Consider the following 22897-nt stretch of genomic DNA (forward strand, 5'->3'; position numbering starts at 1 on the left):
TGCACATAATTTTAGCACATTTTTTAAAAATAAGATAAAAATTTTAAAATATTTAAAATAAATTATTATTGTTTAAGTTTAATAAATAAAATATCTTTCTTGCAATTTGTCTTAAAACAAATAAAGCACTAAGATTTCATTTTCTCCTAAAGGTTGGGTTTGGATAGAAAATAGCATTGGATATTCATAGAGCATTTTTTCATAATCTTTGTTAATCTTACAATAAACAGATGGAGTATCCACAAAATTATCCATTAGGCTATCTGGATGAATATAATTAGGATTGTGAAATTCAAAATGTATTTTTATGCTTTTAGCATTTTTTAATTCTAAAAGATTTTCAGTATTCGCTTCAAACAATATTTCAAACTCCCTTTCTCTAAATGAGCTTTTCCCTTTTGGCTTTAATCTCACTTGTATCATTTTCTTAATGGGGTTATTTGTTGTGTAGGTTGCTTGGCTTTTTCTAGCTTCTTCTAAATTTTTAGAATTTAGTGCTAGATTATCTAAAAAATACCCTTTTTGCCTTAAAATCTCTTCTTCTTTTTTAGAAATCGCTCCTTCTTTTGCTATGATTTTTGCCTCACTCTCTTCTAAGAAATAATTTTCTTGCAAAATCTTGTGTAAAAGCTCTGGCTCTTTTTGGTAATTTTCTAATAAATAAGCTAGATTATATTTAAGCCTAAAATAGCTTAGAGTGCCTTTGTGATAGGTTTGATACTTAGCGTTTGCCTTTTTTAAAATCCCTATTAATTCCTCTTTAGTATAGCCCATAATTTTAGAAGCCTTTAGCAAGGCTTCCTCGTTTTTGTCTTTTTGCAAAAGTGTATCTATCCCATCACATACGCTCTTCGCTCCTTTAGCGTTTAAATAGTTTGCCATCAAACCTGGAGCATCTGGTATATACAAAATAGGCTCTAACAATCTAACACAAGCACTAAAAGAGATTCCTAAAATACATAAAATAAAAGCTCCAAAAAGCTTTACAATTAACTCCTTCATCTATTTTTAAAGAATCTTACCCTCTTGCCTTTGGATAAGTCGCACGATGTTTGGAATATGCTTATAAAATACGATAAAAGCTGCAATTACAAGCGGTGTATGTGTGTGAATATGTGGAATATCTGGATGGATAAAAAAGCTCAAAACCACTCCAAATAAAACCCCTATCAAAGAAGCCAAAGAAGAAATTTTTAAAAACTTCCCAACTAAAAACCAAACCACAAGCCCACTTATAGCCTCAATAGGTAGAAATACTGCGATAACTCCTACGATTGTAGCTACCCCCTTACCCCCTTCAAAACCTAAAAATGGAGAAAAACAATGCCCAATCACCGCTAAGAGTGCCAACATCCATTGTGCCTCATAGCTTAAACCGAACATTTTAGCGACAAAAATTACAACCACTCCCTTTAGCGCATCGCTTAGCATTGTTAAAATCGCTACTTTTTTAGCTAGTTTTGGATCTTTTTCTTTAAGCGCCCTTAGCACATTTGTAGCACCTATACTTCCACTTCCTACCTTTCTTATATCCACACCACCTGCTAATTTTGCATACAAAAGCCCAAAAGGAATCCCTCCCACCAGATAAGCAATCGTATAAAAAATCCCATTCAAACTTGTAAAAAAATCTATAATCATTGTTAAAAAATACATTCATTTTCCTATCAATAAAATTCTTGCAAATTATAGCCTATTTTGCGCTACATTAATTGTTCTATTCTATCCTTTTTGGGTGCTATTTCTGTGATTTGAATCCCAAAGTTACCATCTACAATCACAACTTCTCCTTTTGCAATCACTTTATCATCTACTAAAACTTCTAGCGGATCATTTGCAAGTTGATTAAGCTCCACAACGCTCCCTATATCCATAGCAATTACATCTTTAAGAAGCATTTTCTTTTGCCCTATTCTAACCTTGACTTGCAATCTTACATCCAGTAACATTGCCATATTTTTCATTTCTCCACCACTTAGTTCTATTTTAGATTCTCCTCCATGATGGTGTGGGGTAGGTGCTTCTTCAATAGGAGCTGTTGTATTAGGATTTAAAGTATCAATAAATTCGCGTGAAAGTGCCAAAAAGATTTGTTGCTGCAAGCTCCCTAAACTAAATCCAAAAGTATAAAAATGTGCAAAAGAACTAACTCCCAAATCCCCACTTGCTAAAAAATCAATATGTGTAAGAGTAAAACTTAGCTTAGGTAACTCTTTTTGCGCTCCCAAAGAAGTAGAAATCGCCCCAAAGATATTAGAGATAATTTCTTTTGTGGCATCTAAATCATCTCCATCTAAGACTTCTTTTTGTTCTCCCTCGCCTCCTAACATCATATCCGCTAATGCACTTGCAATTTGCGGAGGAATAAAAAATGCTAACTTTGCTCCATTATCTGCTTGTATATCCACTCTTGCCATAGGAGCCTTAATGCCCTCGCTTCTATCATCTTCATTAGATAAATGTGAAACTTCAGGAGCTTGCCCTAAAAGCCCTTCTATGGTAGCAATACTCTCTTGCACAACAAGTTTTAAAAAATCGCTTAACATCTTTCACTCCTATTCATCTTCAATTTCACTTGCTCTACTCTTGCGTTGAGTTTCTAGCATTTCTAAAATCTCTTTTACTTGATCTTTTTCAGTTTTTATCATTTCTTTAACTTCAATCGTTTTTCTATATCTATGAAGCCCAATGCTAGCTAAAAACTTCTCTCTACCATCGACATTGATGATTACCGTATCATCTGCGGGTCTATCAAGCCTTACAATATCACCCACTTCTAAATCCAAAATCTCTTTTACAGCAAGCTTTGTTTCTCCAAGCATTGCAGCAACATTCACTTTAGCACCTCCAAGGAGTGCTTGAAGTTCTTTATTGCGAGATTTTTTGGAATTTGTTTCACTTAGCATAATATCCCTACTTGCAAGGCGTGAAAGAACCGATTCTAAAGAAATTACAGGATAACAAAGATTCATCATTCCACTACTATGTCCTATGATAATCTCCATAACCACCATAATAACAATCTCATTTTGTGCAACAATTTGCACAACATTAGGGCTAGATTCTTTAACATCCACGGTTGGAAAAATCTCTGTGATAGGCGCCCATGCTTCTTTTAGATTTTGCATCATTTGACGCAAAATTGTATCTAATAAATTTAGTTCAATATCGCTAAATTCCCGCGTAGATTCATAGGGATCACCCTTGCCTCCTAAAAGCCTATCTATCATAGGAAAAGCAATGCTTGGATTTATCTCTAAAACTCCCGTTCCATCAAGAGGTTTCATAGAAAAAACATTAAAGCTTGTCGGGCTTGGCAAACTCATCAAAAATTCCCCATAAGTCATTTGATCCACGCTATGAAGCTGAATCTCTACAATAGAACGCATAATTGCAGAAATTTGGCTTGAAAGACTTCTTGCCATTTTATCATGGATTCCTCTAAAGGCACGCAATTGCTCTTTACTCACACGATTGGGGCGTTTAAAATCATAAAGAGTGATTTGCCTTTGTTGCAATACTTGCGGTTTTTCTAAAACTTCAGTATCACTCCCCTCATCATCAACCACTTCTAAAAGTGCATCAATTTCTTCTTGACTTAAAATATCAGCCATCATATCCCCTTTGCACAAGATATTCTCTTACTTTTTTAATCATTGCTTTATGAATTTGACAAACTCTAGATTCACTCACTTCTAAAACTTCTGCAATCTCTTTAAAACTAAGCTCTTCATAATAATAAAGCTGTATAACAAGTTGTTCATTTTTATTAGAAACGCTTAAAACCTGCTCTATTATTTTTATCAATTCTTCTTTTTCTATTTTATCGTAAATTTTTTCTTCTTCATAAAAATTTAATTGCTCTTCAAGTGGTAAATTTACGCGTATCTCACTTGCATTTCTTGCATCTTTTATTTTATCAATCTCTACTTCTAAAACTTCACTTAAATACTCATTGCTTGGCTCTTCTTGGTGCTCGTTGTAGTATTTTAAAATCTCATAATCAATCTTTTTTACTAAAGTTCTTGTATAGCGTGAAAGGCAATCTAAACTCCTTAAATAATCCAGCATAGCCCCATAAACTCGCGATTTTGCATAGCCCCAAAAGGAATCGTTTAAATTTTCATCGTATCTTCTTGCTATTTTAATAAGCTCTTCTGTGCCAATAGAAATCAAATCTGCCACCTCTATAAAAGAAGGCAAACGCTCTTTTAGCCGATACGCCAAAGCTCTAAGCGCTGGAAGATAGGCTACCACTAAGTCATCTCTTTGATTTTTGATTGCTTGTGTGTAGGGATTTTCTTTATTAATCATAATAATTGCCTAGAATTATTCTTAGAGAGTTCATGTGCCTCATCATCTTCCTCTTCTTTAGCACTTTTCTCCATAGTTCTTAGGAAATTTCTAATTTTATTGGTTGTACGTTCTCTTTTATCAAATTCCTCTATATAGTCTTCTAAGATTCTATTATAAGAAGACTTATTGACATTTGCCTTATTTTTATCATCAAAGAAATGCATAAAAAAGGACACGCTAACAAGGGTTATCAAGTAAAAACCAATCGTGGCAATTAGCGTCCAAGCTACAATCATTTCAGGTTCATCAAACTTCAAAAAAGAAAGCAAAAGCCCTATAAAAAACCCATTTACAATTGCAAAGCTTAAAAAATTATCCATTTTTAGCGTCATTTACATTCCTTGTTAAAAATGCCCCAAAATCCTTTTGAGGAATTTACCAAATCTTTTATCTTCTTCTACTAGCACATTCCGTTCCATCTTTTGTGCTAATTTCCTTGCAATCTCTTCAATCTCCATAGAAAGCGAACAATTTGGCTCCTCTCTCACAAAGATAGAACGATTTTTTGTATAACGATTAATCAAAGGATCTTTTGAAAGTTTGCCTAGATATTCTAGGGAAATATTTTTAATATTATTGCTTGCGATTTTATTGATTTTTTCAAAAATCATCAAGGCTTCTTTATCATTTTTAGCCATATTTATCATCATAAAAGCACGCTTTTTATAATGTGAAGCAAGCTTGATTGTAGCATAAGCATCAGTAATTGCAGCTGGATCTGGCACAGTTAGCACGACAATATCATCACTATTCTTTAAAAAGGTTTGCGTATATTCGCCAATACCCGCTCCTGTATCAATAAGCACAAAATCAAATCCATCTAAAATCTTAGAATCTTCAATCAAAACTTCAAACATAAATTCACTTTTAAAGCGAAAAATATCACTCCCTGAATCTCCGGGTATTAAATAAAAATTATGCTCTATGGGGATTAAAATATCTTTTAATCTTGCTTGATTTTTAAGCACATGCAAAAGATTCTTCTCCACTCTAACGCCAAACATTACATCTAAATTTGCAAGTCCAATATCTGCATCCAAAATAGCAATTTTAAAACCAAGTTGCCAAAGTTTATAACCTAAATTTGCGCTAAAGGTGGATTTACCCACACCCCCTTTACCGCTTGTAATCGCTATAAACTTTGTATCTACCCTTTTTTCTTTTATAAGGCTATCAAGTGCTGCGGCTTGATTTTTCATTTTATCAGCCCGTCTAAAAGACAATCAATTAAAAAATCGCTACTTGCTACTTTTAAATCATTTGGAACTTCTTGCCCGATAGAAAAATAACTTGTAGGCTTTTTAGTATCATAGATTAAAGAAAATACATTCCCATAAGCACGCGTTTCATCAAGCTTGGTAAAAATTAGCGTATCAATCCCCAAAGTAGAAAAAGTATGGTAAATATCCTTTAAATCCTCATATTTTGTCGTGGCACTCATCACCAAACTCACATCAATTTTCACATTTGGATCGGCATTTACAAAGCTTTTTAAAGATTCTAGCTTTGCTCTATCATGTTGAGAACTTCCAATAGTATCAATCAAAATATAATCACAATATTTTAAAGAATCTAGCGCACTTACAAACTCTTCTGTATCCACTGCTGTTTCAATACTTAATTTCATTTTCTTAGCATAGAACATAAGCTGATCTACTGCACCAATTCTATAAGTATCCAGTGTAATCACGCCCACTTTGTAATTTTTATTAAGCATTTTAGAATATCTTGCGGCAAGCTTTGCTAAAGTCGTAGTTTTCCCCACTCCCGTAGGTCCTACTAGCATCATAATACTTTTTGCATTAGAACTTAGATTTTCTTGCCTTGCATAAACCATTTTTCTCAAAACTTCTCTAAAATAGCGTTTAATCAATACAGAATTTTCACGCATTTTAATAGGCATAAGTTCTAAGGTTAATTGCATAATCTTTTCTAAATGCTCTTTTGCCATTCCACTTGCTTTTGTGATTCTATAAATCTCTGCGAACTCATGCGGGATAATAAGCCCTTCACTCTTTGGCCCTCTCTCTTCCCAAAACATATTTTGAATTAGCTTTAATTTATCATTTAACCTATCAATCTCACCCTTTAAGACACGAAAATCCCCACTATCTTTTTCTTTTTTAATCGTTTTTTTATTCTCTTCTTGCTTTTCTTCTTTTTTGGGGGCTAAAGTTTGCTTATCTTGATAGGGAGATTTTGGGGGAATCTTACTCTCTACCCCTGCAATTTGCGAGATTTGACGCACTGCATCTGAAAGCTGCAAAGAAACATCTTCTGGTAATTTTGCATGTAAATTTTGCACATTTGCCATCGCTCTTTTTTTCTCTAGCTCTTTTGCAGCAATAATCTCTAAGCGTTCTGCAATACTATTATTTTTAGCTACAAAAGAATCAGCTTTTGCCTCTTCATTTTGGCGTTTCTCTTTGACTTTTTTGAGTTCTGCTTCATCAATAGCGACGGATATTTCATAATTTCCATCTGGCAATTTCTTTTGAGAAATGAGTGAAAACTCATCTCCTAATTCTTTCTTGGCTTCTGTTATTGCAAGTGATGAAGTTTGTGCTTGATAAGTAAATAATTTCATTTTAACCCTTTAGTGGCAATATTATACTTTCTCTTTTTATCCACTCCCTATGTGGAATACACATATGTGCTAAATTAATCCTCTTTCCTTTAAAACTTAAAATATCAATATCTAAAGTCCTTGGAGCATTTTTAAACTCTCGCTTTCTTTTACGCCCAAAAACTCTTTCTAAATAAGACATATAAGCAAAAAAATCCACATAACCCTTTTGCATCTTTAGCCATACTAGTGCATTATAAAAATCCTCTTGTTCTGTATAGCCAAAAGCAGGATTCTTTAAAAAAGGCGATATTTGCATTATATCAAAATTAACTTTTAACCTCTTAAAAAGTTTCCAAAAAGTTACTAAAACATCGCCCACATTGCCTCCAACTCCCAAAAGAACTGCACCTTTAAAAACACTAGGTTTTTTATAAAACATAAAAGGATCTGGATTTCTTAAAAGTTCAACTCTTTTAAGCTTTGCGGATATTTTTTGGGTTTTATTAAAAGGTTTTTGAATCTTTTTAGGTTTATATTCTATAAACCTTTCTTTAATTTGCTTTTTTTGATAGGTTTTTAATGCATAAAAACTCTTACTTTTCAAATTATCTATTCTCCTAAGATTTTAGCTCCATTTGCTGTTACAACAACTAAATCTTCAATCCTTACACCAAATTCTTTAGGTAAATAAATCCCAGGCTCAACAGAAAACACCATTCCTTCTTCTAAAACAACTTTAGATTTTGGAGAAATAAAGGGAAGCTCGTGAATATCAAGCCCTATCCCATGCCCTGTGCTATGGACGAAAAATTTACCAAAACCTGCTTTTTCTATCACTTCTCTTGCAAGTGCATCTACTTCACAAGCAAGCATTCCAGGCTTTACTCCCTTTATCGCACTCTCTTGTGCTTTTAGGACAATATCATAAATTTGTTGCATTTTAGAATCGCTAAATTTTTGCTCTTTTTTAAAAGAAAGTCCATTTTTACCTAAATAGCCTGTTCTTGTTTTATCCGAGCAATATCTTTGATATTTCATTCCTGCATCAAAAAGCAATAAATCTCCCTTTTTTAGCTTATCATTTGAAGGAAGTGCATGGGGTTTTGCCGCATTTGCATTAATGCCCACTATGGGGTTAAAGCTAAGATCATATTTGCCCTTATGGGTCAAAAAACTTTGTGATTTAAAATGCAAAAAAGATTCTAAAGCATTTTCTCCCTTTTTGCTAATATATTTTGCAAACTTTTTAAAAGCTTCATTATTTAAAGTCTGGCTTTTATGGAGCAAATCTATTTCCTCTTTTGTTTTTATCATACGCTTTTCTTGATGAAAATTAGGCTTTGCTAAAAAATTAATCTTTAAATCTGCTTTTAACTTTTCAAAATCATAAACACTAAAATCTTGAGGATTATAAATCACATTTAACTTATGGTATTTTTTTAGAACATTTCTTGCACTTCTAATCAAGTCTTTACTAATTTGCACTTCTATTTCATACTTGTTGCTTTTTATATTTTCTTTGGCTTCCACTTCATAACGCCCATCAGTAAAAAAATATCCCTTATCCCCAAGGGCTAAAAATAGCCCATGATCGCAACTATAATTTATCTCATAATAAAGTGCATTTTCATTTTGAATAATAAAATTTTCCATCCCACCCCCCTTATATTCCTTGCATTTATTCTTGGTTTTGATTAGCTTGTGCTTGTTGTGCTTCTCTGATTGCCTTAATTTCATTTAAAATTTGTGAAATTCCTTGCAAAGCTAAATGATAGCCAAATGGTCCAAAACCTACGATACTTCCCGAACAAACTGGTGCTGTAATACTCTTTTGTCTAAACTCTTCTCTAGCATGGATATTGCTAATATGCACTTCAATTGTAGGCAAACCAACCGCACTAATTGCATCTCTAATCGCAATAGAAGTGTGCGAATATGCAGCAGGATTTATGATAATCCCATCATATTGCCCAAGGCATTCTTGAATCTTATCTACAATCTCCCCTTCATAATTACTCTGATAAAAATCCACTTCTAAAGCTAGTTGCTCTGCATGTGCTTTGATATTTTGATGGATATTCTCTAATTTATAATTTCCATACATTCTAGGATCTCTAATGCCTAACATATTGAGATTGGGTCCTTGAATAACTAAAACTTTCATTTTTACTCCTAATTTTAAAACTTTAAACAATTATAAAAAAAACTTGCTTAAGAGTTAATTTCTTCTTTCTCCATTTCCTTTTGTGTTTTTAAAACCTCATCAATAAAAACTTCTATTAAATCTTCCTGCTTGTATTTGCCAATAATCTCGCCCTTTTTGATAATCAAACCATCACCACTCCCAAAGGCAATGGCAACATCTGCATGTTTTGCCTCTCCTAGCGCATTCACCGCACACCCCATGATTGAAAGTTGCATGGGAGTTTTAATAGGAGGCATTTTAGCTTTAATCTCTTTTAAAAGCGGAACCAAATCTGCTTGTAATCTCCCACAAGTGGGGCAAGAGATATAAGTAATTCCCTCTTTTTGTCGCCCACTATAACGCAAAATAGAGCGTGCTACCTCTATCTCTTTTTCTAGCTCTCCTGTGATAGACACACGCATAGTATCGCCTATCCCCTCCATTAAAAGCCCACCAAGCGCCATAGAGCTTTTAATCATAGAAGATTCTAAATCTCCTGCTTCTGTAACGCCTAAATGAAAAGGATATCTTACAAGCTCTCTTAAGCCTCTATAAGCACTCATGGTGCGTTCTACATCACTAGCTTTTAGGGAAACTTTTATCTCACTAAATCCAAAATCTTCTAAAAGCTTGATATTATAGAGTGCTGATTCTATCATTCCCTTAGGAGTTGCACCATATTTATTTTCAAATTGTTTTTCTAGGCTTCCTGCATTTACTCCTATGCGTATAGGAATCTTTCTCTCTTTACACGCTTCCACTACGGCTTTTATTTTTTCTTTAGAACCTATATTGCCTGGATTTATCCTAATGCAATCCACACTTTGTGTAGCAATGAGCGCAAGTTTATAGCGAAAGTGAATATCAGCCACTAATGGCAAAGAAATCTGCTTTTTTAACTCTTTTAATGCATAAGCATCTTCTTCATCACTCACCGCCACACGCACAATATCACAACCTGCAAGTTGCAATTTATCAATTTGTTCTTTTGTAGCCTTAATATCTGCAGTTTTAGAAAAAGTCATACTTTGCACAGAAATAGGTGCATCTCCACCTACTGCCACATTACCTACATATATTTGCTTAGTTGGAAAACGCTTCTTTAGTGTTTCCATAGTTTCACCTTTATTCTTGTTTATGTTCTTGTAAGGGTTGATTATCTATTGAAATCAATGAATCTGCAATTATAGCAGTTAAATAGCCTTTTGTGTTCCCATCAAGTGGAATTTTTTCAATAACTTCTTCTAATTCCATTTCTTGTGCGACTTTTTTTAGTTCTTCATCTTTGCCATAGCGTTCTATATAATAGCCAAAAGTTTCTTCCCATGAGATATTTTCTTTCTCTTCTTCTTTTGTTTCTTTTTTAGGAGAATGTGCTAAAAATTCATTTAAATAAGCTATCTTTAAAATAGAAGCAATTTTATCTTTCCACAAATCAATATATAAATATTCTTTTAAACAATCCAAAACACCCTTACCATCGCCTGCATTCGCATAACTTAGTGCAGCTTTTGTTTTATTTTTAAAATTCTCATAGAGTGCTTTACCCTCTTTTAACCCTTTAAGTTCTGGATATTCTTCTGTGAAAGCAAATGCTTGAGCTAATTTATGCTCTTTTGTTGCATTTAAAAACTCTTGCTTAATCTTAATGCGTTCTGTCTTATCGTTTGCAATTTGCTTAAAAGGAGGCATAGAAGAGAGAAACTTACACACCTCAAGCGCTTTTGCATAATCCCCACTATCTTCTAAAATTGCAACTTTTTGCATAATCTGCTCGCCTATAAAAAGCGCACTTTTAAAAAGTGTAGTTTCTTTTAAAAATGAGAATCTTTCACATAATTTAAAATATTCTACAAAGTTTTTTGCCTTATATTCTTTATCTGCTTGAAGATATTTATCAACATTACGCAAAAGCATCATTATAGTTTCTTTTTTACCTTTAACCTGCATAAAAGGACGTAAAAGCTCTTGTGCTTTGTGAGTATTAAGCTCTGCATTTTGTGCTAAAAGTCGCTTAGAAACTTCAAAAGACTTCTCCCAAAGCTCTTCTATATTTGCATAAGCCAAGCTTTCTTTTAAATAAGGATGTAACTCTGCAAGCTTATAAGCCTCTTGGTAATTTTTTTCCAAAATTGCATCGTTAAATTTTGCTACATTCTCCTTTTGTTGCCAATAATAATCAAATTCCTCTTTTTTATATCTATCTAGCATAAAAGGTGCAACAAGATTAGAGGCTTCTTCCATTTTATCTTTTGAAAGTAGCTCAATTGCTTCTTTTAGAGTATCTTTCCATAAAGTTTCTACCTTATGAATATAATCTTTGCTAATTTTTAAAAAAATATTTTCTTTTAAAATCAAATCCATAGCCGTCTTTAAATCATTTTTTTCTAAAGTTTCTAGCATAGCTTCTTTAGACTTATTTAAATCCGCTATTTGCAAACTACCATCGCTCCCACCCACATAGAGCAAATCCCCTTCTTGATACATAGAACTCACTCCAGGATTATCTAATAAAATCGTATCTATTAAAGCTCCATCGCTTAATCTAATGATTCTTAAAAGCGTATCTTTTGCACCTACAATTGCATAATCCTCATTTATTTTTTGTGTAGTAGTTAGCCAAACTTTAGAAATTTGGTTTTGTAAAAGTAGCTTCTTTTCTACAATATCATAAACAAAAACGCTTCCATCTTTACACACGCCAAAAAGCTTTTTATTATCCTCATAAAAAAACGCATCTTCAATAATAGAATCTAGTTCAAAATTACACACTAGAATATTTTTTTCTACATCAAAAATCATAGCACTCTTATGAAAGCATGAAGCAAAAACTAAACTTTCATCTTCACTAAAGCAAATTGTAGAAATATAATCTGGAAAAGGAGGAAGACTTAAAAGAAGCTGAAAGCTATCCCCCTCATAAATAAGAACCCTCCCATCTTCCCCACCTGTTGCCAAATAACTATCATTTTTAGAAAAAACAAGAGTAGAAATCTCTAATTTTTGCCAAGTTAATGTAGCAATAGGAGCGATTGTTTTTTGTGCATTTAGCACAATGGCCTTAGGACTTTTAGCAATCCCCACAGCAACTTTAGAATTATAATTTGATATTGCAACACATTTGCTAAAATAGTGCATAGGTTCTGCATTTTTAGAAAGCTTTAAATTTTCTTCTAAAGTCATATTTGTTTTATTAAAAACACAAACATTATAAAGATTATCCATACATAAAATAGATTCTTTATTACTAGAAATTGCTAAAACACTGCCTATTAAGTGCAGTTTATTTTTAATGGGGAACATAAAATATCCTTAAGTATTCTTAATCTTGATTATACACTTTTAGCCTAAAAGGTAGCTTGTAATTTAAGACTAATATTTTTTGTAAAGCTTTAAAAATTAACGATAATATTTTTTCAAAAAATCATCTATGGGTGCTAAAATTCTATAAAAAATAGGCACAAACACAAGACTTAAAAACATAGAAAAAAGCAATCCCCCTATCATAGCAATCCCCATAGGAGATTTTATCGCACTCCCTTCTCCTTGTGCTAAAGCTAAAGGAAGCATTCCAAAAACCATGGCGATTGTTGTCATTAAAATCGGTCTTAAGCGTAATCTTCCAGCTTTGATTAGTGCTTCTTGTGTATTTTGCCCTTCTTCTCTTTTTAAATTTGCCACATCAAGGAGCAAAGTAGCATTTTTACCCACTAATCCCATAAGTAGCATTAATCCCATAATACTAAAAAGGCTCAGTGCATTTCCGCTCACAAAAAGCGCTAAAAACGCTCCCACAAAACTAAGTGGCAAAGTAATCATAATCACTAAAGGTTGCAAAAGAGATTCATATAAAGTTGCTAAAATAAAATAAATAAGCACAAAAGCACTCACCATAGCCACAATAAAAGCAGCATTTGTTTCTTGCATATATTTTGCATAACCTTCTATTTTGTAATTCACTCTTGGTACTAGCCATGCATTTTTGTTCTCTTCTAAAAGACTAGTTGCCTCCCCTAAGCTCACTCCATCACTTAAATTTGCATAGATATTTACACTCCTTTGCCTATCATAGCGTTTTATAGAACCGATAGCTCCCTCTTCTTCAAAGCTAACAAGCCCTTCTAAAAACACCACCTCCCCTAAAGAATTTTTTAAAGTAAGATATTTTAAATCCTCTTTAGCATCTTTTTTGGAACTTAAAAGAATAATATTATATTCCCTCCCCCTCTCTCTATAATAAGAAATCTCCCTAGCTCCACTAAAAGCGTTACTAATTGCGAGTGCAATTTGGGTTGCACTTAGATGATATTTACTTGCTAATGCCCTATCAATTTTTAAAGTAATTTGGGGGGTTTTGGGTTTAATATCTGTATGAATATCTCTATATTTGCCACTTTTTTGCATAAAGTTTTGAATCTTTTCCACACTTTGTGCTAATGCGCTATCTTCCAAAGAATAAAGACTAAGTTGTAAAGGACTATCATCTTCGCCTAGACTAATTTGAGGAATCTCAATGAGTGTAATTTCTAAATTTAAATCTTTTGCATATTGTTTATAAGTTTCTCTTAAATCCTCCATAATTTCTTTTTGGGTTCTTTCTCTTTTGTTATAAGGGGACAAACGCACATAAATTTTTCCCTCATATACTTTTTGTTCGCTTGTAAAGCCGATATTTAAAAGGCTGTATTCCACTTCTTTAGTATTGTTTAGCTCTTCTTGCACTTTTAGTGTGATTTTACGCATTTGCTCTAGTGAGATTCCTGGTTTTGCTGTTAGCTTAATATCAAATTCTGCCTTATCTTCAGAGGGTAGAAATTCTACTCCTAACCTTGTAATCAAAAACACAGAGGCTACAAAAAGCAAAAATACTCCCACAAGCAAAGCTTTAGAATACTGAAAAGAAAAATGTAAAACCTTTATATAAAACTCTTCTAGCTTTAAAAAATATTTTTCACTTTTTAGATAAAAAGCACTCTTTGTAGGATTAATCACCCTAGCACTAAGGCTTGGGATAAAGCTAATCACTACAAAATAAGAAACAACAATCGCCAAAGTAAGGCTTATCCCAAAAGAAACAAAAAATCTCCCTGTAATCCCACTCATATTTGCAATAGGCACAAACACAGATAAAAGCATACAAGAAATAGCAATGAGCGCAAAAGAAATTTCCTTTATCCCAAGAAATGCCGCTTCTTTTCTTGCCTTCCCCTCTTCTATTTTTTTATAAATATTTTCAATCACCACAATCGCATCATCAATAATAATACCTATGGCTAAAGTTAGGGCGATCATAGTTACAAGATTTAAGCTCATATTAAAAACTTCCATTAAAGCAAAAGTGCCTAAAATGGATGAGGGGATACTTAATGCTGCAATAAGCGTAATTCTAAAATCTCTTAAAAAAATAAAAACCACCAAAACCGCTAAAATCGCTCCTAAAATTAAATCAAATTGCACTGCTTTTAGGCTGTCTTTTATATAAGTTGTTGTGTCTCTTATTAAAGTGAGCTTATAATCCTCACTCATCGCCTCTAAGCTTGGCATAAGCTCTTTTATAGCTTTAGTAATCTCTATTTCATTTGCACCTGTGATTTTTTCAATCTCCAAAAGCACTCCAAGAGAGTTTTCTTCTCCTTTAGAATCTTTTATTTTTAAACTTGAAAAACTTCTTGGCTCTTTAAAAGTTTCTTTTATTAGAGCAATATCTCCTAATCTTATGCGATCTCCTACTAAAATTTCCTCTAACTCCTTAATAGAATTTGCATCTGCTTTGGTTAAAATCTTCCATTCTTTAGCACTAGAAATAATCTTACCCCCATCTATTTCTACATTTTGAGAATTAATCGCATTAGCTACATCACTAAAGGTAAGATTGTATTTGTTTAAAGAGCTAGGAGAGGGCTTTATATGAATCTCACGCTCCAAAAACCCTACGAGATTCACCCTACCAACCCCTTTAATTCTCTGCAAAAGTGGCTTAATGTTTAAATCTGTATGTGTATGCAAAGCTAAAAGCTCTGCATTATTTTTAGGAAGCTTTTTAGGGCTTATAAAAAGTGAAATAACAGGCGTAGTTCCGCCTATATTTAGCTTTTCTACAATGGGGGATTTTACCTCACTCCCAAAACTCACACTTGATACTTTATCCCTTACATCATTTGCCGCTACTTCAATAGGTTTTTCTAGCTCAAATTCAGCCACCACAACACTTACATTATCTGCACTAATAGAAGTGATTTTTTTAAGTGCGTCAATCCCACTCACAGCCTCTTCAATCTTATCTGTTACTTTTCCTTCAACAATTTGCGCATTAGCCCCAGGATATGCTGTAGTGATGGTTACCATAGGCACATCAATATTTGGATAAAGCTCTACACTTAAGCGATTTAGCGCACCCACACCAAAAAAGCAAAGTGCTAAAACAAACATCAAAACACCAATAGGACGCTCTAAAATAAGCTTAAACATCACTTTTCCCTAATAAATCCATCGCCAAAAATCCCACTAGGTATCGAATCTAAAAATCTAGCTTCCACAATAGCCTTTTTACCGATAATCGCTGGATAAATCTTATTAATTACAAGAGGTTTTGCCCCCTCTTGTCCTTCAAATTTATAATAAAATTTATCTCCCTTTTTTACTTGTGTAAAATATTTAGAATCAAATTCAATCATAGCCTTTTTTTCTAAACTTTCATAGCTAAAAAGTTTCGTGCTAATCGCACCCACACCCTCGCCTATTTCTATGTATTTATAAGTAATTCTTCCTGCATAAGGCGCATAAAGAAAGGTTTTATCATAAAGCTCTTTTTGAAGCTTATAATTAGCCTCTGCCCTTTTTAACTCATAAAATAAGCTTTCATGCTCTGCTTTTATCCTCTCATAAGTGTTTAAATCAATCGCTTCTTTAGACTTCTCATAACGCAAAAATTGCCTTTTACTAAATTCATATTTTTTACTAAGCGAATCCATAGCAGCTTTAGCACTTTTTAGATTCTGCAATAAATCGCCATTTTTTAAATTTAAAAGCTTATCGCCTTTTTTATGCATCTCCCCAACATCGCTAAAAATATTTTCCACCACTCCACTACTTGATAGGCTTAAAACCGAGCTTTTAACCGCAACCACACTAAAAGTTGCATAAATTTCTTTATTTTCTCCTGCAAATAAAGGTAAAAAGACTAAAATCAATAAAACTATCCTCATTGTGCTCCCCCTACAAAGCTTTCTAAATTTCCTCCACTATAATAGACAAATTCCGCCTTTTTAATCTCATAAGCAAAGCGTGCCTCATCATAAAAACCCTTTGCACTAAAATAAGTGCTAAGTGCGTTTAAATACTGCGTATAATCTATTAGCTGTGCTTCAAATTTATCCTTTGCATAAAAATAAGCAATTTTTGCAGATTCTAAAGATTGCTTAGCCCAACTAATCCTTTCTTTTGCACTCTTTAGTGCATATTCTGCTATTAATCTTTCTCTTTTTTGGCTATCTTTTTGGTAGCTATATTCTGAATTTGCCGCTAAATGCTCTATTCTTTTGGCTTCTTTTTGCAAATGCGTACTAAAGCTATCAAAAACCACTAAAGAAATATGAATCCCAAATATATTTTGGTATTCTGGATCTTCTATCTTAAAGCTAAAAGGGAGCGTTGGGATTTCCCTTGTGCCATAATGATAATCTGTATAGCGGTTATTTAAGACAATAGTTGGCAAATAATTATATTGCGAACTTTCTTCTTTTTTAATCTTTACTTTTTGCAAATTTGCTTGTAAATCTAGCCTATCTTTAGGCTCTAATGCATAAATTTCTTTTAGACTCTCTTCTTTTAAAGTTGTGATTGCAACACCGCTTAAAAGACTTAAATTTTCCCTAGCTTTTTTTAAAACCACCCCTAACTCTTCTATTTCATAGGAGCTTTTAAAAAGCTCTGCCTTAATCGCTTCTAGCGTATCTTTAGGTGCTAAACCTGCTAAGTGCAAAGTGCTAAATTTTTGGCTATTTTCTAAAAGCTCCTTTTCTTTGACTTTTAGGGCATTTAAGCGCCCCTCTAAAGTAAGCACCCCATAAAACCCCCTAATAATCTCTAAATAAATTTGTTCTTGTGTGCTTAGGGCTTCTAAATTACTCATCTTTTCTTTTAATTCCCCCATTTTGAGTTTTCCCTCACGCTTTAAACCATCAAACAAAAGCCAATTTGCCTCTATGTAAGCACCTTCTATGCTTTTTGGATAAAAAATATCAGGATTTTGCAATTTTTGTGCATTATAACCCACCTCTATTCTAGGAAGATACAAAGAATAAAGTGCTTGTTTTTCTTTCTTTGCTGCTTCGCTTTGCAAATTTTTAGCATGTAGCAGTGGATTATCTTTAGAAGCTTTTAAAAGATAATCTAGAGTTTGATTTTCCCCAAATAAACACAGACTAAAAGCCAAAAATACAAAAAATCCTTTCATAATTCTCCTACTTTTCTTTAAATTCTCTCTTAAAAGTGCTTAAAAAACAAATATTTTTGATAAAATCCCATTTATTTTTGGAGTTTTTTGTTTTGCGTCTTTCACTTTATCTACACATCCCATTTTGTGATAGCAAATGTGGCTATTGTGCTTTTAATTCTCTTGTAAATAAAAATCATCTAAAACCCCTCTATATGAAAGCTTTATATACTCATTTGCTTTCTAAAATCCAAAGTTTTAGCAATCTTAGAATCACTTCTTTATATATAGGGGGTGGCACTCCTAGTGTAGTCCCTTATAAACTTTATGAGCCTATTTTTAAGCTAATTTCGCCCTTTTTAGAAGCCAATGCTGAAGTGAGTATTGAGGCTAATCCTAATTCTTTAAGCTATGAGTGGATTTGTGCTTTAAGAGATTTTGGGGTAAATAGAGTAAGTCTTGGGGTGCAAAGTTTCTCTTTAGAAAAACTAGAATTTTTAGAAAGAAACCATCAAAATTCCTCCACTTTTAATGCCATAAATACTCTAAATAAGGCTAATATCCAAAACTTAAGTATGGATTTAATCTATGGCACTCCTTTATGCAATGAATCTCTTTTGCAAAATGAGATAAAACAAGCCCTAAGTTTAGGGACTTCTCACATTTCTGCTTATCATCTTAGTATTGATGAGGGGAGTGCGTTTTTTAAAAAAAAGAAAAAAGAATTAAGCGGAGAATTTGCAGGATTTGCTAGTATGGGGCATTTTGTAAAGGCTCTTTTGGAAGATAAAGGATTTTTGCAATATGAAGTGAGTAATTACACAAAAGATTCTAAATTTTCTTTGCATAATCTAAGCTACTGGGAGCAAAAGCCCTACATAGGCGTAGGTGCAGGAGCTGTGGGCTGTATCCATAACAAAAGACTCTATCCCCAAAAAATTTTAGAAAAATACATACAAAACCCACTCTTAGAAGAAATTGAAAATTTAAGCAAAGAAGATTTAGAACTAGAAGGCTTATTTCTTGGCTTAAGAACCTCTTTTGGTGTCCCACTAAACAAAGTCAAAAACACAAAGAAACTAAAAATTTTACTAGAAGAAGAAAAGGTAACAAAGAAAGGAGATAGGATAGTAGCAAATGATTTATTTTTAGGCGATGAAATCGCACTTTTTTTAAGTGAAAAATAACTTTATTTTATAAAATAACCTAAGAAATGCTTAAAATTGCGAGATCTTTAACTCGTTGTAGTTCAAAAAAACCTATAATACACAGCCTTTCATTACAAATTTTACACCAACAAATCACAGCCTACAAACAAAGCATTATCCACAAGCAAAGCAAAGTGCAAATTTAAAATCTTACAAAAGAATTTTGATTTTTATTTAATTATCCTTAAAAGGTAAAAAGGAAAGATCCTAACCTGCTTTGCCTTTTAAAGATAAATTTTTATGCATTCTTAATAGAATACTGCTTTAAGTCTAAGTTAAGCAGGGTTTAACTAGAATCCTATCGTTTTTCTATATGTGTTTGTTTTAGTTTCTCTTTGAAACTAAAACAAGAACTATTAGTGAAATTACAAATATAATTATTAATTCCATATTAGCTCCTTTTTCATCTTCAAAAGATAATAAAAACAAGCTTAAAGCGATGAAAGTATAGCAACTGCTTAATAAAACAAAGTTTAAAATATTAATTATGATTTATTTTTAAAAAGTGAGATACTTACTTTTTATTGCAAGCAAAACGCAATGCAAATCCAAAAGATTTAAATCATTTCTTTTTAATTTCCCTATCCTCCTAAACTCTTTATTTAAAAGTAATTCTCTTAGGCGAGAAGTGGGAACACTGAATTTACAAGTAAATTCTTCCCAATCGCCACGAGAATTCTTTTGCAATAAAGAGTTTCTATCTCTGTCACTACGAGCAGTAGAACGACAAAGCAGTCTAAAAAGGAACTTTCTTTCCTTTTTCGCAAAAACGCCTCTCCCCCTCCTCACTCCCCCAAGCACAAAAAGCTCCCTTTTTGACTATCAGGGGAGGGCCTTGCCTTTTCTGCTTCTAGCTTCCATGCAAGCGTTGCACTCCTGCAACTCTTTTTCTACACTAGAGCACCACGAAGCAGGGCGAGAGAGTGTTTGCAAAAGTCCTTTAGATTTGCATTTTGCGATTCTGTCACTGCGAGAGCTGAAAGCTCGTGGCAATCCATGGGTTTGCAATGTGTGATTTATTTTTTATGGAAGGTTTTAAAAGCTTTTTTAAAAGCTAAAATTACATTTATTTTTGGATTCTAACAAGTGGATTTGCACTTCGCTTTGCTCGTGGATAACGCTTCACTTGTATACCACGATTTGCTTTTGCAAATCTTGTAATGACAATATAGATAGTTTAGGATTATTTGCAATAGTAAAAAATAGTAAAATAATTCTAGTAGTTATTGCATAGAATAAAAGTTTTAAAGGATTTTTAAAAGGGTTAATGTTTTTAAAGATTAGTAAGTTTCAAAAAGATAAAAAGCTAAAATAATAAATTATAGTAGTGGCCGTAAGGCTTTAGGAGTTTTTTAAAAATTTTTAGGGTGAGGCTAGATAAAAAATCTGCGAACCCTATAAAATTTTTAAAATCTATTAAATGCTTACTCCAATGCGAATTTCTCTTTTTAAATCCTCTCAGCCATACAAGGATTATTCGTCTTAAAATTCTCACTCACTACACAAGTTCTACTATTGAGTGTTCCTTTCTCTTCATCAAGTGCTTCTTTTTCTTCTTCTGCTGGTTTTACTAAGACTATCTTTTCTTTGTTTATCATAGAAGAGTTAATGTCTTTTAAAGGAGTGGTTATGGTTTGATCACTATCTCCTCCTCCATTATTTCCTCCTATTCCTCCTTTATTAAGAGGAGTAAGATTTAAAGTAAAGATTAAAGGATTATTATTAAACATAGGAGTTCCTTTGTTTAATTCAAAGTTAGTATAAAGTTTCTCTTGCATAGATTTGTTAAAAGAATCTATAAGAGCATTTATTTCTTTTTCTCTTTTTAATAGAGCTTCTTGTCTTTGTTTTAATTCTTTTTCTAGTCCTGCTAAGGCTTCCTCTGTCATATCCCCTTTAGTATCTAAATAAAGTTCATAATCTTTATTAAACTTTTCTACATCTTTTTGATAAGCTTCTAGGATTTTTTTATCTTCTTTGATTTTTTCTACAATCTTATCAAAGTTATTAAAAAGATTATCACTTTGATTGTTATTTGCTAAAGTATAATCCTCACTAAAGAGAGATTGTATTCCTATATCTTCTTTGTTAAAATACCTTAAGAAATCTAGTGTTTGAATAATAGAATCTATATCATCGTTTAAGAGATCAAAGTCTAAATCAGCTAGGATTTGATCTAGGATTTCTTTGCTAAAGTCTTCAGGTTTTAGGGTTACGCTTCCTAATTTGCTATTAGAATTATCGGTTGGCTTTGTTGGAGCTATAGTTTCTTTATCGGGATTATTAAAGGTATACCCCCCTTCACCATCCCCATAAACTGGTATATTTTTTTCTACCCATTGTCCGCTTTCTTGATCCCATACCTCCTCTTTAAAAGCTCCGTCTTGTTGAATAGCAGTGAAAAATTCTTGTTTGCTTTTTCCTGCTTGTGTGATTTTTTCTTCCAAACTCCATTCATCTTCAATTTTCATGACTTCTGCTATATCCTCATTTGGAAGATTATTGGTATCAGAATAATAAAGGTTGATATTAGATATATTATGTTTGTCTGGGGATTCATAATCTCTCTTTTTTCCAAGGCTTCCTATAAACTTAGCTGCTTTACCTTCTTTTCCATTTTCTTGCTTAGCTGTAATTGTGGCTCCATCTTTAAGATAGATATAAACATCATTAATATTTCCTATTGAACTACCACCAAAACCACCACCAAAACCACCACCAGAAATACCTAAAAATCCTCCTGCATACGCTCCAACTTTTCCACTCCAATTACCACCAGCACTACTACTTATAGCAGTGATATTTCCCACTCCTTCTAAGATAATCTCTGATATTCCTCCACCACTTCCAGCAAATCCGCCTGCATATAATGCTCCATCACTTTCAGAGCTTTCTACTATTTCTCCATAAATATCCCCTATATCTCTTACAGAAATCTTAAAAACTCCCTCTGCTTCACCAGCAAAACCTCCTATAAAAACATCAGTTATCACACTCAAACCATCGGGGCTTGGGATTGTTTCTTTAGCTTTTACATAAATATTTCCAACACCCTTTAAATAAATATTGCTAGAATCGCTGACACTCCCTGCAAAACCACCTACGGAGACACCACCCATCCCTTCTGCCTTAATATTTCCAATATCACTTACATTGATATTGCTAGCACCATTAATACTCCCTGCAAAACCACCAATGCTTAAGTCAGTATTACTTATTAATCCTGTTCCTTCATGGTATCCTCCAGAAAAATACTTAACATCAATTTCTTTGATTCCTTTAAAATTAATATTTTCAAATCTGGCATAACCTCTTCCAACAAATCCACCCACACTATACAACCAAGGAGCATCCTCAGCATCAATTATTATGCTACCTTTTTTATAATCCACATTAACATTTTTAATCTTTCCATTTTTAATACTTCCAAATATCCCTACATCACTGGGTTTATAATTCCCTGTAGACTCTTTGCTAATTTTAATATTAATATTGCTTAGCGTATAGCCTTGTCCATCAAAGTTAGCTATAAAGGTATTATCTTCATTTTTACTAAAATAACCATTATCATCCCCTACAATCATACTCGTGCAACCAAGTCCAGTAATACAATAATTTGCATAGTTTTTCCCTTTATCTCCTCCAAAGTCTATATTATTTGTAAGTTTATATTCTTTGGCAGTTTCTCTAAAAGCCTTGCTTGTATTGGTTCCTTTAGCAAAATGCCACCAATCTCTATCGCTTCCTATGGCTACATATTTATGTTTAGTAAGGTTATTTCCACTAGCTTTATCAAATACATTCCAAGAGCCTGTATTATAATAATATCCACTAGCATCTAAATAAACTTCTGCTTTACCGGTAGTTTGTAAGCTTTGTAATTTATCTCCATTGATACTTGCTACATCTATACTAATAGTATTTCCACTTAGATTAATATTGTTTGCATTAATCTTATTAAAGTTGCCTTTATCATTAAATGCTTTTTGTAAGATTACTCTATTTCCTACCATTACTACTTCATTTGCATTAATGTTTCCTTTGTTTATTATATCTCCTTGTTTATTAGGTTTAAAGACAGGAGAGAAAGAAGCTAATTTACCTTGTTGATTTGCATTTTTAAAATTATTAAGAGTTGTTTCATC

20 protein-coding genes are annotated in these 22897 nt (G+C 32.9%); 1 reads left to right on the forward strand and 19 read right to left on the reverse strand.

From position 1 onward, the window contains the following. Window positions 1-111 precede the first annotated feature (111 nt). The 16 genes from EBF09_RS02665 to EBF09_RS02740 all read right to left on the reverse strand — a co-directional run bounded on the left by EBF09_RS02665 (window position 112) and on the right by EBF09_RS02740 (window position 17565). Complete coding sequence (locus EBF09_RS02665) at window positions 112-1002, reverse strand: hypothetical protein (protein ID WP_121763596.1); 891 nt, start codon at window positions 1000-1002, stop codon at window positions 112-114. Window positions 1003-1008: 6 nt separating this feature from the next. Continuing rightward, window positions 1009-1656: a glycerol-3-phosphate 1-O-acyltransferase PlsY gene (plsY, locus tag EBF09_RS02670; RefSeq protein ID WP_121763597.1), complete on the reverse strand. Its 648-nt coding sequence runs from the start codon at window positions 1654-1656 to the stop codon at window positions 1009-1011. A gap of 47 nt (window positions 1657-1703) precedes the next feature. Continuing rightward, a complete protein-coding gene (gene fliY, locus EBF09_RS02675; RefSeq protein ID WP_121763598.1) occupies window positions 1704-2546 on the reverse strand; it encodes a flagellar motor switch protein FliY in 843 nt (280 codons plus the stop codon). Between the two features lie 9 nt (window positions 2547-2555). Beyond that, window positions 2556-3614, reverse strand: a complete 1059-nt coding sequence (gene fliM, locus EBF09_RS02680; protein ID WP_121763599.1) for a flagellar motor switch protein FliM — start codon at window positions 3612-3614, stop codon at window positions 2556-2558. Continuing rightward, a complete protein-coding gene (locus EBF09_RS02685; protein ID WP_198672517.1) occupies window positions 3607-4311 on the reverse strand; it encodes an RNA polymerase sigma factor FliA in 705 nt (234 codons plus the stop codon). Before EBF09_RS02685 ends, fliM begins: the two co-directional genes overlap by 8 nt. Then, window positions 4311-4688, reverse strand: a complete 378-nt coding sequence (locus EBF09_RS02690) for a hypothetical protein (protein WP_121763601.1) — start codon at window positions 4686-4688, stop codon at window positions 4311-4313. Before EBF09_RS02690 ends, EBF09_RS02685 begins: the two co-directional genes overlap by 1 nt. Before the next feature lie 12 nt (window positions 4689-4700). Next, window positions 4701-5555, reverse strand: a complete 855-nt coding sequence (locus EBF09_RS02695) for a MinD/ParA family protein (RefSeq protein WP_121763602.1) — start codon at window positions 5553-5555, stop codon at window positions 4701-4703. After that, window positions 5552-6943, reverse strand: a complete 1392-nt coding sequence (gene flhF / locus EBF09_RS02700; protein WP_121763603.1) for a flagellar biosynthesis protein FlhF — start codon at window positions 6941-6943, stop codon at window positions 5552-5554. The genes EBF09_RS02695 and flhF overlap by 4 nt, the downstream gene beginning before the upstream one ends. A 1-nt stretch (window position 6944) precedes the next feature. After that, complete coding sequence (gene folK, locus EBF09_RS02705) at window positions 6945-7529, reverse strand: 2-amino-4-hydroxy-6-hydroxymethyldihydropteridine diphosphokinase (RefSeq protein WP_232817633.1); 585 nt, start codon at window positions 7527-7529, stop codon at window positions 6945-6947. A 5-nt stretch (window positions 7530-7534) separates the two neighbouring features. Then, a complete protein-coding gene (locus tag EBF09_RS02710) occupies window positions 7535-8578 on the reverse strand; it encodes a M24 family metallopeptidase (protein ID WP_121763604.1) in 1044 nt (347 codons plus the stop codon). A gap of 25 nt (window positions 8579-8603) precedes the next feature. Continuing rightward, entirely contained in the window at window positions 8604-9089 is a 486-nt protein-coding gene (aroQ, locus tag EBF09_RS02715) for a type II 3-dehydroquinate dehydratase (protein ID WP_121763605.1), read from the reverse strand. Window positions 9090-9136: 47 nt separating this feature from the next. Next, window positions 9137-10225, reverse strand: a complete 1089-nt coding sequence (gene ispG / locus EBF09_RS02720; protein WP_121763606.1) for a flavodoxin-dependent (E)-4-hydroxy-3-methylbut-2-enyl-diphosphate synthase — start codon at window positions 10223-10225, stop codon at window positions 9137-9139. A 10-nt stretch (window positions 10226-10235) separates the two neighbouring features. After that, complete coding sequence (locus EBF09_RS02725; protein WP_121763607.1) at window positions 10236-12413, reverse strand: WD40 repeat domain-containing protein; 2178 nt, start codon at window positions 12411-12413, stop codon at window positions 10236-10238. Window positions 12414-12509: 96 nt separating this feature from the next. Further along, the gene (locus tag EBF09_RS02730; protein WP_121763608.1) at window positions 12510-15578 is read right to left on the reverse strand and encodes an efflux RND transporter permease subunit; all 3069 of its coding nucleotides are present in this window, start codon (window positions 15576-15578) and stop codon (window positions 12510-12512) included. After that, window positions 15578-16315, reverse strand: coding sequence for an efflux RND transporter periplasmic adaptor subunit (locus tag EBF09_RS02735; protein ID WP_121763609.1), 738 nt, complete (start codon window positions 16313-16315; stop codon window positions 15578-15580). Before EBF09_RS02735 ends, EBF09_RS02730 begins: the two co-directional genes overlap by 1 nt. Further along, the gene (locus EBF09_RS02740) at window positions 16312-17565 is read right to left on the reverse strand and encodes a TolC family protein (protein ID WP_121763610.1); all 1254 of its coding nucleotides are present in this window, start codon (window positions 17563-17565) and stop codon (window positions 16312-16314) included. The genes EBF09_RS02735 and EBF09_RS02740 overlap by 4 nt, the downstream gene beginning before the upstream one ends. A 56-nt stretch (window positions 17566-17621) precedes the next feature. Here EBF09_RS02740 and hemW point away from each other — a divergent pair, with 56 nt between their 5' ends. Then, on the forward strand, window positions 17622-18731 hold the full coding sequence (gene hemW, locus EBF09_RS02745; RefSeq protein WP_232817634.1) for a radical SAM family heme chaperone HemW: 1110 nt from the start codon (window positions 17622-17624) through the stop codon (window positions 18729-18731). A gap of 519 nt (window positions 18732-19250) precedes the next feature. On the opposite strand, the gene EBF09_RS02750 is transcribed toward hemW, so the two are convergent. From EBF09_RS02750 to EBF09_RS02755, 3 genes are all read right to left on the reverse strand, one after another. Continuing rightward, a complete protein-coding gene (locus tag EBF09_RS02750; protein ID WP_121763611.1) occupies window positions 19251-19553 on the reverse strand; it encodes a hypothetical protein in 303 nt (100 codons plus the stop codon). Between the two features lie 21 nt (window positions 19554-19574). After that, the gene (locus EBF09_RS09160) at window positions 19575-19745 is read right to left on the reverse strand and encodes a hypothetical protein (protein WP_198672515.1); all 171 of its coding nucleotides are present in this window, start codon (window positions 19743-19745) and stop codon (window positions 19575-19577) included. 455 nt (window positions 19746-20200) lie between these two features. Beyond that, window positions 20201-22897, reverse strand: a 2697-nt coding sequence (locus EBF09_RS02755) for an OmpH family outer membrane protein (RefSeq protein WP_157978159.1), incomplete at its 5' end; no start/stop codon positions are given.

It is taken from the genome of Helicobacter burdigaliensis (assembly GCF_003670295.1).
In the GTDB taxonomy this organism is placed as follows: domain Bacteria; phylum Campylobacterota; class Campylobacteria; order Campylobacterales; family Helicobacteraceae; genus Helicobacter_D; species Helicobacter_D burdigaliensis.